General features: G+C 63.1%; 17 protein-coding genes. 10 read left to right on the top strand and 7 right to left on the bottom strand.

Features of this window, described 5'->3' with window-relative positions:
* Window positions 1–2 precede the first annotated feature (2 nt).
* On the bottom strand, window positions 3–1,607 hold the full coding sequence (locus RX331_RS19820) for a carboxyl transferase domain-containing protein (protein WP_317251601.1): 1,605 nt from the start codon (window positions 1,605–1,607) through the stop codon (window positions 3–5).
* Window positions 1,608–1,719: 112 nt separating this feature from the next.
* Window positions 1,720–2,892, bottom strand: a complete 1,173-nt coding sequence (locus tag RX331_RS19825) for an isovaleryl-CoA dehydrogenase (RefSeq protein ID WP_317251602.1) — start codon at window positions 2,890–2,892, stop codon at window positions 1,720–1,722.
* Window positions 2,893–3,078: 186 nt separating this feature from the next.
* Here RX331_RS19825 and RX331_RS19830 point away from each other — a divergent pair, with 186 nt between their 5' ends.
* Together RX331_RS19830 and RX331_RS19835 are read left to right on the top strand one after the other, a co-directional pair.
* Entirely contained in the window at window positions 3,079–3,747 is a 669-nt protein-coding gene (locus RX331_RS19830; RefSeq protein WP_317251603.1) for a TetR/AcrR family transcriptional regulator, read from the top strand.
* Window positions 3,748–3,754: 7 nt separating this feature from the next.
* Window positions 3,755–4,246, top strand: a complete 492-nt coding sequence (locus tag RX331_RS19835) for an Lrp/AsnC family transcriptional regulator (RefSeq protein ID WP_317251604.1) — start codon at window positions 3,755–3,757, stop codon at window positions 4,244–4,246.
* A gap of 41 nt (window positions 4,247–4,287) precedes the next feature.
* Here the strand turns inward: RX331_RS19835 and RX331_RS19840 are convergent, their stop codons facing one another.
* Window positions 4,288–4,593 (bottom strand): ETC complex I subunit, encoded by a 306-nt coding sequence (locus RX331_RS19840; protein WP_317251605.1) that lies wholly within the window; start codon window positions 4,591–4,593, stop codon window positions 4,288–4,290.
* Between the two features lie 227 nt (window positions 4,594–4,820).
* Here RX331_RS19840 and RX331_RS19845 point away from each other — a divergent pair, with 227 nt between their 5' ends.
* Entirely contained in the window at window positions 4,821–5,978 is a 1,158-nt protein-coding gene (locus RX331_RS19845; RefSeq protein ID WP_317251606.1) for an OpgC domain-containing protein, read from the top strand.
* 16 nt (window positions 5,979–5,994) lie between these two features.
* Here RX331_RS19845 and RX331_RS19850 read toward each other — a convergent pair whose 3' ends face one another.
* Window positions 5,995–7,806: a carbamoyltransferase gene (locus RX331_RS19850; protein WP_317251607.1), complete on the bottom strand. Its 1,812-nt coding sequence runs from the start codon at window positions 7,804–7,806 to the stop codon at window positions 5,995–5,997.
* A gap of 334 nt (window positions 7,807–8,140) precedes the next feature.
* Here RX331_RS19850 and RX331_RS19855 point away from each other — a divergent pair, with 334 nt between their 5' ends.
* Entirely contained in the window at window positions 8,141–8,422 is a 282-nt protein-coding gene (locus RX331_RS19855; protein ID WP_317251608.1) for a hypothetical protein, read from the top strand.
* A 121-nt stretch (window positions 8,423–8,543) separates the two neighbouring features.
* Here the strand turns inward: RX331_RS19855 and RX331_RS19860 are convergent, their stop codons facing one another.
* The 3 genes from RX331_RS19860 to RX331_RS19870 are packed head-to-tail and all read right to left on the bottom strand — an operon-like array spanning window position 8,544 to window position 11,489.
* Window positions 8,544–9,641 carry an amidohydrolase family protein gene (locus RX331_RS19860; protein WP_317251609.1) on the bottom strand — a complete coding sequence of 366 codons (1,098 nt, stop codon included), beginning with the start codon at window positions 9,639–9,641 and terminating at the stop codon, window positions 8,544–8,546.
* Between the two features lie 41 nt (window positions 9,642–9,682).
* Entirely contained in the window at window positions 9,683–10,459 is a 777-nt protein-coding gene (locus tag RX331_RS19865) for a cyclase family protein (protein WP_317251610.1), read from the bottom strand.
* 46 nt (window positions 10,460–10,505) lie between these two features.
* The gene (locus RX331_RS19870; RefSeq protein ID WP_317251611.1) at window positions 10,506–11,489 is read right to left on the bottom strand and encodes a fumarylacetoacetate hydrolase family protein; all 984 of its coding nucleotides are present in this window, start codon (window positions 11,487–11,489) and stop codon (window positions 10,506–10,508) included.
* Between the two features lie 87 nt (window positions 11,490–11,576).
* Here RX331_RS19870 and RX331_RS19875 point away from each other — a divergent pair, with 87 nt between their 5' ends.
* From RX331_RS19875 to RX331_RS19900, 6 genes are all read left to right on the top strand, one after another.
* Window positions 11,577–12,500, top strand: a complete 924-nt coding sequence (locus RX331_RS19875; protein WP_317251612.1) for an ABC transporter substrate-binding protein — start codon at window positions 11,577–11,579, stop codon at window positions 12,498–12,500.
* Between the two features lie 9 nt (window positions 12,501–12,509).
* Window positions 12,510–13,205 (top strand): GntR family transcriptional regulator, encoded by a 696-nt coding sequence (locus RX331_RS19880; protein ID WP_317251613.1) that lies wholly within the window; start codon window positions 12,510–12,512, stop codon window positions 13,203–13,205.
* 4 nt (window positions 13,206–13,209) lie between these two features.
* A complete protein-coding gene (locus RX331_RS19885) occupies window positions 13,210–14,013 on the top strand; it encodes an ABC transporter ATP-binding protein (protein WP_317251614.1) in 804 nt (267 codons plus the stop codon).
* Window positions 14,010–14,774, top strand: coding sequence for an ABC transporter permease (locus tag RX331_RS19890; RefSeq protein WP_317251615.1), 765 nt, complete (start codon window positions 14,010–14,012; stop codon window positions 14,772–14,774). Before RX331_RS19885 ends, RX331_RS19890 begins: the two co-directional genes overlap by 4 nt.
* The gene (locus RX331_RS19895) at window positions 14,771–15,538 is read left to right on the top strand and encodes an ABC transporter permease (protein ID WP_317251616.1); all 768 of its coding nucleotides are present in this window, start codon (window positions 14,771–14,773) and stop codon (window positions 15,536–15,538) included. Before RX331_RS19890 ends, RX331_RS19895 begins: the two co-directional genes overlap by 4 nt.
* Window positions 15,539–15,604: 66 nt before the next feature.
* Window positions 15,605–15,997 (top strand): UbiX family flavin prenyltransferase, encoded by a 393-nt coding sequence (locus tag RX331_RS19900; protein WP_410708292.1) that lies wholly within the window; start codon window positions 15,605–15,607, stop codon window positions 15,995–15,997.
* Window positions 15,998–16,154 lie beyond the last annotated feature (157 nt).

The following is a 16,154-nucleotide window of genomic DNA, read 5'->3' on the forward strand; positions in this document are numbered from 1 at the left end:
CGTCACATCCTGAACAGGCCGAACTTCGTGGGTTCGATCGGCGCATTGGCCGCGGCGGAAAGGCCAAGGCCGAGCACCAGCCGCGTGTCGGCGGGGTCGATGACGCCATCATCCCATAGCCGCGCAGTAGCATAGTAGGGATTGCCCTGGCTTTCATACTGCGCGCGGATCGGCGCACGAAACTTCTCTTCCTCTTCCGCCGACCAGGTCTCGCCCTTGGCCTCGATATTGTCGCGGCGCACCTGACTGAGCACCATCGAAGCCTGCTCGCCGCCCATCACCGAGATGCGGGCGTTCGGCCACAGCCAGAGGAAGCGCGGGCTGTAGGATCGCCCGCACATGCCGTAATTGCCTGCGCCATAGGATCCGCCGATCACGACGGTGAATTTCGGCACGCCCGCGGTCGCCACCGCCGTCACCAGCTTGGCGCCGTCGCGCGCGATGCCGCCGGCCTCGTATTTCTTGCCGACCATGAAGCCGGTGATGTTCTGCAAAAACACCAGCGGAATATTGCGCTGGCAGCACAGTTCGATGAAGTGCGCGCCCTTCAGTGAGCTTTCGCTGAACAGGATACCGTTGTTGGCAATGATGCCGACCGGATAGCCCCAGATGTGGGCGAAGCCGCAGATCAGCGTCGAGCCATAGAGTTTTTTGAATTCGTCGAACTCCGAGCCGTCGACGATGCGCGCGATGATGTCGTGGACATCGAACGGCTTTCTCCCGTCGGCGGAGACTACGCCATAGATTTCCTTGGCCGGAAACAGCGGCTCCCGCGGCTCGCGCATGTTGAGCGTGGCCTTGGTGGGTTGCTTCAAGGTCGCAACGATGCGGCGGGCGATCCCGATCGCATGCGCATCGTTCTGCGCGTAATGATCGGTGACGCCGGAATGCCGCGAATGCACGTCGGCGCCGCCGAGCTCTTCGGCGGAAACCACCTCGCCGGTCGCCGCCTTCACGAGCGGCGGCCCGCCGAGGAAGATGGTGCCCTGGTTGCGCACGATGATGCTCTCGTCCGACATCGCCGGCACATAGGCGCCGCCGGCGGTGCAGGAGCCCATCACGATCGCGATCTGCGGAATACCAAGCGAGGACATCTGCGCCTGGTTGTAGAAGATGCGGCCGAAATGCCGCTCGTCCGGAAAGATCTCGTCCTGCATCGGCAGGAAGGCGCCGCCGGAATCGACCATGTAGACGCAGGGCAGATTGTTCTGCCGCGCGATATCCTGCGCGCGCAGATGCTTCTTCACGGTCATCGGATAGTAGGTGCCGCCCTTGATGGTGGCATCATTGGCGACGATGACGCATTCGCGGCCGGAAATGCGTCCCACGCCGGTAATCACGCTCGCCGAATGGACGTCACCGCCATAGAGCCCGTTGGCGGCCAGCGGCGACAGTTCGAGGAAGGCGGTGCCGGGATCGACCAGAAGGTCGACGCGTTCGCGCGCCAGCATCTTGCCGCGCGAGGTGTGCCGCTTGCGCGACGCCTCACCACCGCCGCCGGAAACCACCTTCAACTTGTCGCGCAGCTCGGCCACAAGACCCCGCATCACGTCGGCGTTGCGGGCAAACTCTGATGATGTGGGATCAATGGTGGAATGGAGCGGCATGATTGGCGTTTCTTTGGATGCTGGAGTGCCTTGCGACGGCTTTCAGGAGCAGCGGAACCGTGGCCTTGAAGGAGACGCGACAGCCTGTACCATCTTCGGCCGAATGTGAAGTTCAAGCCGTCTTTTCAAACAGCTCCCGGCCGATCAGCATGCGGCGGATTTCGGATGTGCCGGCGCCGATCTCGTAGAGCTTGGCGTCGCGGAGCAGCCGCCCGGTCGGATAGTCGTTGATGTAGCCGTTGCCGCCTAAGAGCTGGATGGCGTCGAGCGCGCATTGCGTGGCCTTCTCGGCGGCATAGAGAATGGCGCCGGCGGCGTCCTCCCGCGTGGTCTCGCCGCGGTCGCAGGCTTTCGCCACCGCATAGACATAGGCGCGCGAGGCGTTCATCGTGGTGTACATGTCGGCGATCTTGCCCTGCACCAGTTGAAACGTGCCGATCGGCTCGCCGAACTGTTTGCGCTCGTGCACGTAGGGCAGCACGACGTCCATGCAGGCCTGCATGATACCGATCGGGCCGGCCGCCAGCACCGCGCGCTCATAGTCGAGGCCGCTCATCAAGACGTTGACGCCGCGGCCGACCTCGCCGAGCACGTTCTCCTCCGGCACCTCGCAATCCTCGAACAAGAGTTCGCAGGTGTCGGAGCCGCGCATGCCGAGCTTGTCGAGCTTCTGCGCGGTGGAAAACCCCTTCATGCCCTTTTCGATCAGGAAAGCCGTCATGCCGCGCGGGCCGGCGTTGGGATCAGTCTTGGCGTAGACCACCAGCGTATCGGCGACCGGGCCGTTGGTGATCCACATCTTGTTGCCGTTGAGCACAAAGTGGCCGCCCTTCTTCTCGGCGCGGGTCTTCATCGAGACCACGTCACTGCCGGCGCCGGGCTCGGACATCGCGAGCGAGCCGACATGCTCACCGGAGATTAGCTTCGGCAGGTATTTGCGCTTTTGCGCCGCGTTGCCATTGCGGCGGATCTGGTTGATGCAGAGGTTGGAATGCGCGCCATAGGACAGCCCGACCGCGGCGGAGGCGCGGGATATTTCCTCGACCGCGATGCAGTGCTCGAGATAGCCCAGGCCGGCACCGCCATACTCCTCCTCGACCGTGATGCCGTGCAGGCCGAGCGCGCCGATCTTCGGCCAGAGGTCGCGCGGAAACTGATTGCTGCGGTCGATCTCGGCGGCGCGCGGGGCGATTTCGTTCTGCGAGAACGCCTGCACCGTCTCGCGGATCGCGTCCGCGGTCTCGCCGAGGTCGAAGTTCAGCAGCAGCGCCCGGTTTGAGGCCATCATTTCCCCCGATATCGTCCCTGGAATTAAACGATCATACGTTTTTTTAATGCCATCGCAAGAGAAACCTGTGAAAGCCTTAATGAACGCTACAGACAATTGAAATTGCTATATTTTCATGTCATCATTATACGATCGCTTGCTTGTTTCCACGGGGCTGGCGAACGCCACTTTCAAGAGGCCTCCATGGCGCGGACGATCGGCTCACACGGCCCCAAGACGATGGAAGCGATCCGCAAGGCGGGGCTGCGCCTGATCTTCGAGCATGGCTACGCCGCAATGAGCCTGCGCCAGCTCGCGGCCGAAGTCGGTATCCAATCGGGCTCGCTCTACAACCACATCTCGACCAAGCAGGAATTGCTGTTCGACCTGATACGGGACCACATTAACGAGCTGCTCCGCCAGCTCGACCGCGCCCTGGAGGGCAAGCAGCGGGCGGCCGACAAGCTCCGCGCCTTCACCGCCTTCCACGTCACCTACCACATGACCAAGAAGCGCGAGGTGTTCATCGCCAATTCCGAGCTGCGCAGCTTGGAGCCGAAGAATTACGAGGCGATCGTGGCGCTACGCGGCGCCTATGAGCGGCGGCTGGCGGAAATACTCAGCGAAGGCGTAGCCGAGGGCGAGTTCGATGTCGTAGACACCCAGGTGGCGACTTTTGCTATTCTGGCTCTGTTGACCGGTCTCACCACCTGGTACCGGCCGGGCGGCCGTCTCACCAGGGAGGCAATCGTCGCCGCCCATGAGAAGCTGGTATTGTCGGGCGTCGCCTCCAGCGCAGCAGCCAGGCGAGCCCCAACCAAGCGCGCGCCCTCCCCGCGCATCGCAGCGCGCGGCAAGCCGGTGCGCCGGTGAGGTGCCCATGACGGAACGCCCGCCCCTCGACGAGCTCGACCTGAAAATACTGTCGGAGCTGCAGCGGGACGGGCGCATCCGCAACAACGAGCTGGCCGAGCGGGTCGGCCTATCGGAGCCGCCATGCCGGCGCCGCGTCCGCGCCTTGCGGGAGCGCGGCTACGTCAGCGCCATCCGGGCCACGCTTGACGAAAAGCTGCTCGGCTATGAGGTGATTTCCTTTGTCCTGATTCAGTTGCAGAGCCAGGCCCAGGCCCCCCTGCTTGCGTTCGAGAAATCGATCGCCGCAATTCCGCTGGTCCTGCAGGCCTGGCGGATCTCGGGCGACGCCGACTATCTGCTCAAATGTGTGGCGCGAAACGTCGAGGGCATGCACCAGCAGCTTCTGCAGTTCTCCGCAATGCCCGAGGTCCGCAACATCAGGACCTTCCCGGTGCTCGGCGCCGCCAAGGATGCGCCGCTGCCGATCCCGCCGGCGACATCGGATCCGTCGCAATAGCATCGCCCGCAACGCGGGCGCACGGCACGGCACGACTGGCCCTAGTGAGTCCAGGGCTCGACGCGCTTGAAGGCGAAATTGTCGGCGTAAGCGACCGTCCGCTGCACCGAATCCTTGGGCTCGATCACCTGGTAGGCAATGCCCTTGCGTTCGCAATAGGCGATCGCGTCTTCCTTGGTGTCGAACTGCAGGGTGAGCTGCTGCTTCATGTCGGTTGACGAGGTCCAGCCCATCAGCGGCTCGACGGCCCGCGGCTGCTCCGGCTCATAGTCGAGCTGCCATTCCCGGGTCTTGGCCCGGCCCGATTGCATCGCGTTCTTGGCGGGCTTGAAAATCCGTGCGGTCATGGATGGTCGGGTCCTCGATCGATCTGCGACATGGTAACGGTTGGTGGAAACGGCCGGGATAGTATAGAGACACTTTTCAGAGATTGAGCGGTGATTCCAGAAACCCGGATGTACCATTTCCGTACCGGTATAGTCATTATGCCGTACTGTGACAATCTAGGGCTATCCGGCGCCCGGGACCCCGGCTTGCGGCGCGATCTCCCCGAAGGCATCACGAAGCGGCACCCATGAAAATCAACGCCACCCTGCCCGACAAAGGACGCGACCTCCGGCTCGACCTGTTTCGCGGGGTCGCAAACTGGGCGATCTACCTCGACCATATTCCCGACAACGTCGTGAACTGGATCACCACCCGGAATTACGGGTTCAGCGACGCGGCCGACCTCTTCGTCTTCATTTCCGGCTATACCGCCTCGTTTGTCTATGCGCGGATGATGCTGGAACGCGGCTTCATCGTCGGCGCCACCCGGCTGACCAAGCGGGTCTGGCAGCTCTACGTCGCCCATATCATCCTGTTCGTGATCTACATCGCCTCGATCAGCTATCTGGCGCTGCGCTTTGGCGATTCCGAACTGGTCAACGAGTTCAACGTGGTCGGCCTGATCGACAACGCGACCGAAACGCTGCGGCAGGGGCTGTTCCTGAAGTTCAAGCCGGTCAATCTCGACGTGCTGCCGCTCTACATCGTGCTGATGGGACTTTTTCCACCGGTGTTGTGGTTCATGCTGCGCCAGCCCAATTGGACCATGCTGGCCGCCATCGCCTTGTGGCTGGTGTCGCGGCAGACCGGCTGGAACCTGCCCGCCTATCCGGTGGGCACCTGGTACTTCAATCCGTTCGCCTGGCAGGTGCTGTTCGTGTTCGGCGCCTGGTGCGCGCTTGGCGGCGCCCGCAACAACCTCGCCATCATCAATGCGCCCGTCACGCTGTATCTGTGCATCGGCTACCTGATCTTCTCGCTGATCATGACGATGGCTGGCCGCTTCCCGGCGTTCGGCGAAATGTTCCCGCACTGGCTGTTTTCGGCGTTCAACCCCAACGACAAGACCAATCTTGCGCCCTATCGCTTCCTGCACTTCGCCGCGATCGTGATCCTGGTGATCCGCTTCGTACCGAAGGAATGGCCCGGACTGGAATGGAAGATCTTCGATCCGCTGGTGGTGTGCGGTCAGCAGTCGCTCGCCGTGTTCTGCGTCGGCGTGTTCCTGTCGTTCGTCGGGCACTTCGAACTGTCGCTGAGCTCTGGCTCGCTGTTCGCGCAGATTTTCGTCAGCGTGACCGGCATCGCGATCATGACCATCGTCGCCTACTACATTTCCTGGTCGAAGCGGCAGGATAAGCCGCTGAAGCCCGCGCCGAAAGCCACCCCGGCGGCTTCCGGCTGAGCGCGGCGGTCGGCCTTTAGGCCGGCTGCGCCGTCGAGGCCACCAGGGTCCGCACGTCGGCGTAGACGTTGAGCACCGGCGAGACCACCTTGTACATCCTGTTCTTCGAGACGATCGTATCGTGGATCACCAGATGATCGACGCCGGTGGTCAGGAAGCAGTTCACGGCGTCCTGCGGCGTCTCCACGATCGGCTCGCCCTTGATGTTGAATGAGGTGTTGATCAGCACGGGAACGCCGGTCAGCGCCTCGAACTCCTTCAGCAGCCGATAGAGCATCGGATTGGTTTCCTCGCGCACGGTCTGCACCCGCGCCGTGCCGTCGACATGCACGATCGCTGGAATCTTGTCCCGCCATTCTGATCGTACCGGCTTGGCGATCAGCATGAACGGCGAGTCCTCCTCGCCTTCGAAAATCTCCTTCATGCGTTCGAACAGTACGATCGGCGCAAAGGGACGGAACGCCTGCCGGTGCTTGACGCGGCTGTTGAGGATGTCTTTCATTTCGGCCTTGCGCGGATCGGCAATCAGGCTGCGGTTGCCGAGCGCGCGCGGACCGAATTCCGAACGGTCCTGAAACCAGCCGATCACCTTCTGGTCGGCAAGCAGCTTTGCGGTGTCGCGGCAGACATTGTCGCTCCTGACGACATCGGCCTGGATTTTGACCAGAAACTTCTGCAATTCCTTGGCGACGTCCCGATCGCTGTAGCGCCGGCCGACATAGGCATGGTCCATCACGAAGCCGCGGCGCTGCTTGAGGATCTCGAGCCAGCCATAATAGGCGCAGCCGATCGCAATGCCGTCGTCGCCGGCGGCGGGCTGGATCCAGACGTTCTCAAAGCCGGCTTCACGGGCGAGGCGTCCGTTCGCCACGCAATTCAGTGCAACGCCGCCGGCCATGGTGAGATTCTTCGCGCCGGTGGTTTCGCGCAGCCAGCGGGCGCGGGCAAGCAATACGTTTTCGGTGTCGTCCTGCGTACGCCAGGCAAGGTCCTCCCAATGCCGCATCGCCGGGTTCTTCTCCCAGTTGGCGGCACCATCGAACACGTAGGGTTGCTTGAACTCGGCAGTCCAGTGCGGCACCTCCAGCTTGCCGTCATGCATCTCCAGGAGATGTTTGACCTGGTCGCGGCGGCCATACGGCGCCAGCCCCATCAGCTCACCGCATTTATTCCAGTCGCCGAAGATGTAGGTCGAGGCGCGGCTGTAGAGCGCGCCGAGCCCGGGCATGTTGTAGAATTCGTCGCTCAGGAAACCGCGGTCCGGCTCCATCCAGACCTTCTTCAGGCACTCCAGCGTCGTGCCGTTGAACTTGTAGTAGCTCTCCGATTCACGCGCCAGCGGCGTAGCTGTATCTTCCGCGGGAAAGGATTCCATGACATCGGAGCGGTAGCTGCCGACGCCATCGACGATCATCACGACGCCTTCCTCGAACGGCGAAACCGCGAAGGCGCTGTAGGCGTGCGCGAGGTGGTGCGAGATCGTGACCACCTTGTCCGAATGCTTCAGATACAGCGGGTGCTTGGCCGCATCGCCGCGCTCGAAGTCCGGCAGAAAGCCCGGCGCGTCGAAATAGACCAGCCGCTCCTCCATCTCCGGGACCGGAAGAATGTAGCAATTGCGCACCACCAGATCGACGTCGTCGAGCGTGATGCCTTCGGCTTCGAGAACGTAGTCGATCACTTCCTTGTAGAAGCCGGAGGCGTGCTTGGCGCGCGTGATGCGCTCCTTGGCGATCGCAAAGGCGATGGCGCCATCGCGCAACAGGCAGGCGCTCACATCGTGGTCGTAGGTGTTCAGGCCAAGGACGTAAGTGTGTTTTTTGGGCATGTTTACTCGTTAAAGCGAGATCGTCTTACGCTGAGAAATGGAAATCATGTCGAGATCAAGTTGCAGGCGTGGCCGAGCCGTAGCTTCCATGAGATTTCTGCAGCGCACAACCATCGGCGTTCAGCAAGTATTCAGGAACATGAACGGCGCGGCGTCCAGAAATTCGCAGCCTCCTGCCTTAACTTGACCTTACCTGCCCTTCTTAATAAAGTCCCGAAAGCTCGATAGAACCTTGAAAATATTGTCTTAGCGCATCTGAACCGATAGCTTTCTCGCGCGTCTAAGTGAGATAGTGCTGACGTCCAGATGTTTGGAAGTGACCGGAGATTCTCGAATGGCTAAACGCTACAATATCCTGACCCGCTGCCTCGCAGCGCTGGCTTTGTTGTTCGTCTACGTCGCCAGCACCTCTGCCATTCTGGTGGGCGCAACGACTTCGCCGGCGCAGGCCTATCGCGGGGGCAGAGGCTATCGCGGCGGTGGCTTCTATCGCGGCGGCCGTGGCTTCTATCGCGGTCGCGGCTTCTACGGCCGAGGCTACGGTTACTATGGCGCCCCGGTGGTCGGCCCGCGTTGCTGGTGGAACGCCTACGGCGTCCGCGTCTGCAGGTGGTGATATAGCCGACCCCGTCGCTTCAGACGGGATCGAACCAAGATAGAGGCGCGCCGGATATGCGGCGTGCCTTTATTTTTGTGGGACGCGCAGCGATGTCCGAACGGATTGGCCCACGCGCAAACTAGCTCGCCAGTCGCGGAAGCAGCTTCAGCGCGTTGCCGCGCTCGATCGCTGCGATCTGCTCGTCGGTGAAAACGCCGGCCTCGCGCAATCCCTTCACATGATCGATTCCGGTGCGGTACGGAAAATCGGTGCCGAACACGATCTGCGACGGCGGGATGATCGCCGCCAGCGCCGACATCGCGCTGCGGTTCGAGGTCTGCGCGGTGTCGTAGAAGAAGCGCTTCAACTCGGCTAGCGTGCCGTCCGGCACCGTCTCCTTGGCTTTCGGCGCCAGCAGCGGATGGCGCACGAAACGCTCGATCAGAAACGGCATCGTCCCGCCCGCATGCGAGAATATCCAGCGGATGTCGGGAAAGCGCCGCGCGTTGCCGGAGAAGACGATATCGGCGATGGTGCGCGTCGTATCGGTGCCGAACTCGATCATCACGGGCGGCTGCGTCGGCACCAGGTTCACGCAGCAATTGGCCGCGGTCGGATGGGTGTAGACCAGCGCCTTGCGCCGGTTCAGTTCCTCCATGACCGGCAGAAACAGCGGGTCGCCAAGCCACTTGTCGCCATAGCTCGTCATCAGCGCGATGCCGTCCGCCTTGAGGGTGTCGAGCGCATAGGCGAGTTCGCGCAGGCTGCCTTCGGCATCAGTGAGCGGCAGCATGGCGAAATTGCCGAATCGTCCCGGATAATCGGCAACGAGCTTGGCGGCATACTCATTCGCCTCGCGGCAGAGCCGTCGCGCCGCATCGCCCTTGGTGAAATTGACGGCTGGCGTCGTGACGGAGAGCATCGACGTCGCGATGCCGGCCTTGTCCATGTCATCGATCGATTTCTCGATCGTCCAGTTCTTCATCAGGGGATCGCCGAAGCCGGCGTCGTTCGACGCGGTCACATAGGTCGGCGGCGACAGGTGATGGTGGACGTCGATTCGAAGCGGCTTTGCGTTGGCGGTTTGTGCCGCGGCGCGGTTGCCGCCGGCCGCAGTCGTCAGCGCCAGCGCGCCGACGCCGAGCATGAAGCCGCGCCGGCTTGTTGCGGAGGCTGACGGATTGGCTGGGCCGCAGCAGAAGCATCCCCGCAACGGGGGTATACGCAGATCCGTCATTCGTTCTCTCCCCAATTTTTGTTTGTTGTCGCGTGCCGCCCTCAGCCGTCGAGGATGGCAACCGCGCGGGTCCAGCCGGCGGAGGCGCGCTCGATCTTCACCGGGAAGCACGATACCATGAAGCCGGTCGACGGCAGCTGCTCGAGATTGTGCAGCTTCTCAAGGTGGCAATAGCCGATATGGCGCCCCGCCTTGTGGCCTTCCCAGATCAGGCTGGCGTCCTTGGTCTCGGCATATTTCTTCGCGGTGTAGACGAACGGTGCGTCCCAACTCCAGCCGTCGATGCCCGTCAGCCGCACGCCGCGTTCCAGAAGATACATCGTCGCCTCATATCCCATGCCGCAGCCGGAGACGACGTAGTCGGGCCTGCCATATTTGGCGCCGGCGCTGGTATTGACCACGACGATTTCAAGCGGCGCCAGCGTGTGCCCGATCCGCTTGAGCTCGGCCTCGACATCGGCGGCGGTCACGACATAGCCGTCCGGGAAATGCCGGAAATCCAGCTTCACGCCGGGCTGAAGACACCATTCCAGCGGCACCTCGTCGATGGTCCAGGAGCGCTCGCCCCGGTTCATGGTGGGATGGAAGTGCCAGGGTGCGTCGAGATGCGTGCCGTTGTGGGTGGAGAGCGAGACCTGCTCCACCGCCCAGCCCTGCCCATCCGGCAAGTCCTCCGCCTTCAGCCCGTCGAAGAACTGCAGCATGCGCGGCAGGCCCTGCTGGTGATCGATGTACTGGATGGTCGGGTGGTTGCCGGGCGGATCGGCCGGCACGTCGTTTTGCAGCGGAACGGAAATGTCGATCAATTTGCGCGCCATGGCGTTTCCTCTCTGGATGTTTCTTGTTGCGTGATCCGAAAGGCCGCTACTGCCGCTCGACCCGGTTTTTCAGAATTCCGATCTTTTCAACCTCGAGCTCGATCGTGTCGCCGTGCTCGAGATACCAGCCGAGTTCGAGACCACAGCCATTGCCGACGGTGCCGGAGCCGATGAACTCACCAGCCATCAGCGTTTCGTCCTGGCTGACATGGGCGATGATCTCCTCGAACGGGAACAGCATGCCCTCGCTTATCCCTTGCGAACGTGTCTTGCCGTTGACGCGCGCTTCCATCTTCAACTTATAGGGATCGCCGATCTCGTCTGGCGTGACAATCCACGGCCCCATCACATTGCCGCCGTCAAAACTCTTGCCTTTCGCGGGGCCGAGCCGGCCTTCCATTTCGATGCGCTGGGCATCGCGCGCGGAAAAATCGTTGAAGATCGTGTAGCCGAAGATGTGATCTTTCGCCTTGGCGGCGGAGATGTTGGCGCCCTTGTTCTTGGTGATGATGCCGAATTCCAGCTCGTAATCCATCACCTCGCTGTAGCGCGGCCATTTCACCGTGGTGTTGGTGCCGCGCACGCTGAAGCGGTTGGTGATATAGTAGATCGGCTGCTTGCGATAGACCTCCGGCAATTCGCCGAGCGCTTCTGCCTCGATCCGCGCCAGCTCCGCCATGTCGTTCCTGGCGCGCGCGGCGAGCTTGAGCTGGCCGCGCGGGGCCTGCAGGATGTGTAGCGGGAACGACATGCCGTCCCGCATCTGCCGCGGCTCGGGGACAGGCGCGAGAATGTCCGCCCCGGCCACTGGCACCGACAGGCTTTCGTCCTTGCCATGCTGGTCGAACAGTTTTGCCGCCTGTTCGAGCGCGACTTCGCCGGCGTCGATCAATGCCAGCATCGATGTGAAGGCCGGATTAGTACCGCCGCCCCGACTGGCGGCGGCCGCCAGATCGAAAAGAAGCGTATCGCCCCCATGCACGAGCCCGATCTTTTCCTGTCCGCCGGATTTGAATGTTGCGAGTTTCACTGGATGAGCCCCTTGTTTTCAGTCGAAATATATGATCAAAAAAAATATCGATAAACAAGACAGAAAAATGTGACTGGGGAGAACACCGTGAAACAGGCCCTTGCCGCCCTTGCCATCAGCGTGGCGCTGACCGGCACTGCTTATGCCCAAGCCAAGATCCAGGTCGGTTGCACGGCGACCTCCGACTGCGCCTCGGCAATGGTCGCGATTGACGAAGGCATTTTCAAAAAGCACGGGCTCGAAGTCGAGATGACGCCGATCGCGATCAACTCGAATATCCCGGCGGCGATCCTGTCGAACTCGATCCAGATCGGCGGGCCGACTTCGACCGTGTTCCTGCAGGCGGCCGATGGCGGGCTAGATCTCGTCGCGATTGCCGGTGCGACCGTGATGAGCCCGGTGTCGAACGGCAATATTACCGCCTTTGTCCGCAACGGCATCACCATCAAGGAGCCGAAGGATTTCGTCGGCAAGAAAGTCGGCGCCCCGGGGCTGAATGCCTTCCTCCACGTGCTCTTCGTGAAATGGCTGGTGGAGAAAGGCGTCGATCCCAAGGGCGTCAATTTCGTCGAGGTCACCTTCCCGACCATGGCCGACATCATCAAGTCCGGCGGCGTCGATGCCGTGCTGACGGCCGAACCGTTCGTCACGCGCATGACCAATGCCGGATTGGGCTCGGTCGGCGCGCGCTATGCGGTCGAGCTGGCGCGTACCGATCCGATCATCTTCTATGCCGCCTCGCGCGAATGGGCCGACAAGAACGCCGCTGCGATCAAGAAATTCCGCGAAGCGCTCGCCGAATCCGCCGAGATCGTCAACAACGACCGCGAAAAGGCCTCGAACTCGATTGCCAAATTCACCAAGCAGCCGATCGAACTGGTCAAGGCGACGCCGCCGAACCGTTCCGAGCCGGTGCTCAAGCCCGAGCAACTCGCCTGGTGGATCGAGGTGATGTCGACACAGAAGATGCTGCAGTCGAAACTCGACCCAGCGAAGCTTGTCTTGAAGTAACGGACCGCGATGCCAGCCTCCGAGCGCCAACCGAACCGATCGACCGAGGCCGCAACCCTGAGCGAGCGCGCGGCGCTCCTCGTCGAGCAGGACATCCTGGCCGGTCATCTGGCGCCGGGATCGCGGCTTGGCATTGTCGATCTCGTTCAGCGCTATGAGATTGGCGCCACGCCGCTGCGCGAAGGCCTGTCGCGGCTGATGTCGCGCGGGCTGATCGTCGGTATCGGACAGCGCGGCTTTCGCGTCGCCGACATCAGCCGCGAGGACCTGCTCGATATCACCACCATGCGCACGGCAATCGAGGTCGAAGCCATCAGGCTCGCGATTCTCAGCGGCGACGACGCCTGGGAGGCCGGCATTGTCAGCGCGCTGCACCAGATGCGCCGCCATATCGAGCGCACCGGCGATGAATTCCGCGAGGGCGCGGAGGATTTCGACCGGTTGCACAAGGGCTTTCACACGGCGCTGCTGGCGGCCTGCGGCTCAAAGCGCCTGCTGGCGGCTCACTCCGACCTCTACGACCAGGCCTATCGCTACCGGCGCGTGATGATGCGGTCCTTCGATAGCGGCAAGAAGTTCGTTCGCGCCCATCAACTGCTGGCCGACCGGGTGATCGGGCGCGACATTGCTGGCTCGCAGGCGATGCTGAGCGCGCACCTGCGTTCGACCATGGACTTCGTCTATCCCCCGAGCAACGAGAACTGACAGCATGGCCAGCGCCGCAAAACGTCTCGAAGCCGTCTCCGCCACTGCCGCACCGCAGATCGCATTTGACGGCGTCACCCTCGTCCTCGGCGGCAAGACCATCATCGAGAATCTGAGCCTCGGGGTGCGCCCCGGCGAATTCCTCTGCATCGTCGGCGCCTCCGGCTGCGGCAAGACCACCGCGCTGCGCCTGGCCGCCGGTCTCTACCAGCCGACCGGTGGCAAGGTGAATTTCGACGGCCAGCCGATGCGTGAGCCACGCCGCGAAATTGCGATCGTGTTCCAGGACTACGGCAAGGCGCTCCTGCCCTGGCGCACGGCGGCGGGCAACGTCTCGCTGGCGCTGGAAGCGGGCGGCATGCCCTCCGCCGAGCGCCCTGCCCGCATCGAGGAACTGTTGCGCACCGTCGGCCTGCCCGGCCATGCCGGCAAATACCCCACCGAAATGTCCGGCGGCATGCAGCAGCGCCTGCAGATCGCGCGCTGCCTCGCGCAGGAGCCGAAGACGCTGTTGATGGACGAGCCGTTCGGCGCGCTGGACGCGATGACGCGGCAGGGATTGCAGGACGAGGTGCTGTCGCTGGTGGCCGCGAGCGGCGCCACCGTGATCTTCGTGACCCATGACCTCGACGAAGCCATCTATCTCGGCGACCGCGTGATCGGCCTGTTGCCGCATCCAGGACGGATCGGCATCGAACTTTCGGTCAACCTGCCCCGCCCACGCGACCAGCTCTCGACCCGCGAGCATCCGGAATTCCTGCGGCTGCGGCGGCAATTGTTCGATTTCATCAAGGCGACCGAGCAGTGACGGCGAAGTCCGCCAAGGCACTGGTGCTGCCGCTCGGCCTGCTGGTGGCGTTCGAAATCTGGGCGCGCGCGACGCACCTGCAAAGCGACAGCCTTGCGCCGCCGAGCCAGGTCGTGACGGCGCTGGTCGGAGCCTTCGCCGATCTCTCGATCCTGGCGGCGACGCGCGACACGCTGTTTTCCGCGTTCGCCGGGCTTGCGATCGGCACCGTCATCGGCCTTGCGCTCGGCATTGCCTTCGGAATTTCCGACACGCTCAACCGCCTGATGGAAGTCACGGTCGAAGCGATCCGGCCGATCCCCTCGATTGCGCTGTTGCCGATCGCTCTGATCGCGCTTGGTTTCGGCTATCGCATGGAAATCGTGATCGTGGCGTTTGCCTGCGTCTGGCCGGTCCTGATCCTCTCCCGCGCGGCGGTGCGCGGCATCGAGCCGCGGCTGATGGAAGTGGCACGGGCGCTGCGGCTGCCGCCGCTACAGCGGGTCTGGAAGATCATCATCCCCGCGGCGCTGCCGCGCATCTTCGTCGCTTTCCGCCTGTCGGCAGGGATCGCGCTGATCGTCGCCGTGACCGTGGAAATCGCGATCAATCCACTAGGCCTCGGCGCCGGCATCATGCTGGCGCAGCAGGCGCTCCGCCCCGACCTGATGCTGGCCTATCTGGTCTGGATCGGCGTCATCGGCTACGCGCTGAATGTCCTTCTGGTCATCGCCCAGAACCGCCTGTTCGGGCGCGCTGCGCTCAGCGGAGACGGAAGATGAACCGGGCCGTCATCCTCTGGCGCGTGGCGAGCTTTGCGGTGGCTGCCGGATTCATTGCGCTCTGGCAACTGATCGCCAATCTCAAACTGGTCTCGCCGGTATTCCTGCCGGGACCGGACCGCGCCTGGGCGGCACTGGTGCGCGGATTTTCCTCCGGCGATCTCTGGAGCAAGCTCGCCGGCACGGTCGAGCACATGGCTTACGGCTGGCTGGCCGCCTCGATCGCCGGCATCGCGATCGGCGCCATCATCGGCTCGTCGCGCACGATGCGCACCTATGTCGCGCCGTCGCTGGAGTTCCTGCGGCCGCTGCCGGTCTCCGCCATCATTCCGGTGGCGATCGCCATGCTCGGGCTGACCCAGGCGATGGCGCTGTTCGTGATTGCCTTCGGCGCGATCTGGCCGATCATGCTGGCGACCATCCATGGCTTCGCGGCAGTCGAGCCGCGTCTCTACGAGGTGGCGCGGTCGCTGCAGATGTCGCGCTTTGCCGTGATCTTCAAGATCGCGCTGCCCTCCGCCAGTCCCGACATTCTCGCCGGCATGCGGCTCAGCCTGACGGTGGCGCTGATCCTGTCGGTGGTGTGCGAAATCCTCGCCGGCCTCGACGGGCTCGGCCATTGGGTGCTGCTGTCGGCCCGCGCATTCCGCTCTGCCGACCTGTTTGCCGGCGTGATCCTGCTCGGCGTCACCGGCTACGTGACGTCGGTGGCGATGTCGCTCGCGGAACACAAGCTGCTGGCGTGGCAGGCGGCGCAGCGCTGACCAAGCGATGCGACCAATAGCCCGCTGGATCCCGTACCTACGAATGCCCTGCCCCGCATCGCGCCGCTGGCCGCGTACCATCATTCGAATACCTTTATCGGCGCCAGCATTGCCAGCGGCTCATATGGAACGGCAGGCATGATCGTCGCACCGTGCTCGATCCGGACCCTGTCCGCGATCGCATCCAGCGCCACGGACAATTTGTTGGTGCGCGCCGCCGACCTCCAGTTGAAGGAGCGGCGCAGGCTGGTGCTGATGGTGCGAGAGACCCCGCTTCATCTCGGACATTTGCGGGCGATGACGGCGGTAACGGAATCCGGCGCCATCGTGGCGCCGCCGGTTCCGGCGTTCTACGCCCGGCCCGCGACGTTAGCGGAGGCCGTTGATCAGATGGCCCGCCGCGCCATCGGCTTGCTCGATGTGGAAGTCGGTATCTCAAGCCGCGAATGGGAAGGCTGAACCGCAATCCTAACCGGGAGCCGGTCAACGCTATGGCTTGAAGGAACTTCCGCGACGGCGGACGAAGTCTCCGCCTCGCGCCGAAGCAACAGAACGCGCCGCTTGCCAGCGCTCAGAAGAGAACCGCCAAAGCGCCCGGTCGCGCGCCACGCCGCCC

Source organism: Bradyrhizobium sp. BWA-3-5 (assembly GCF_032917985.1).
Classification (GTDB): Bacteria; Pseudomonadota; Alphaproteobacteria; order Rhizobiales; family Xanthobacteraceae; genus Bradyrhizobium.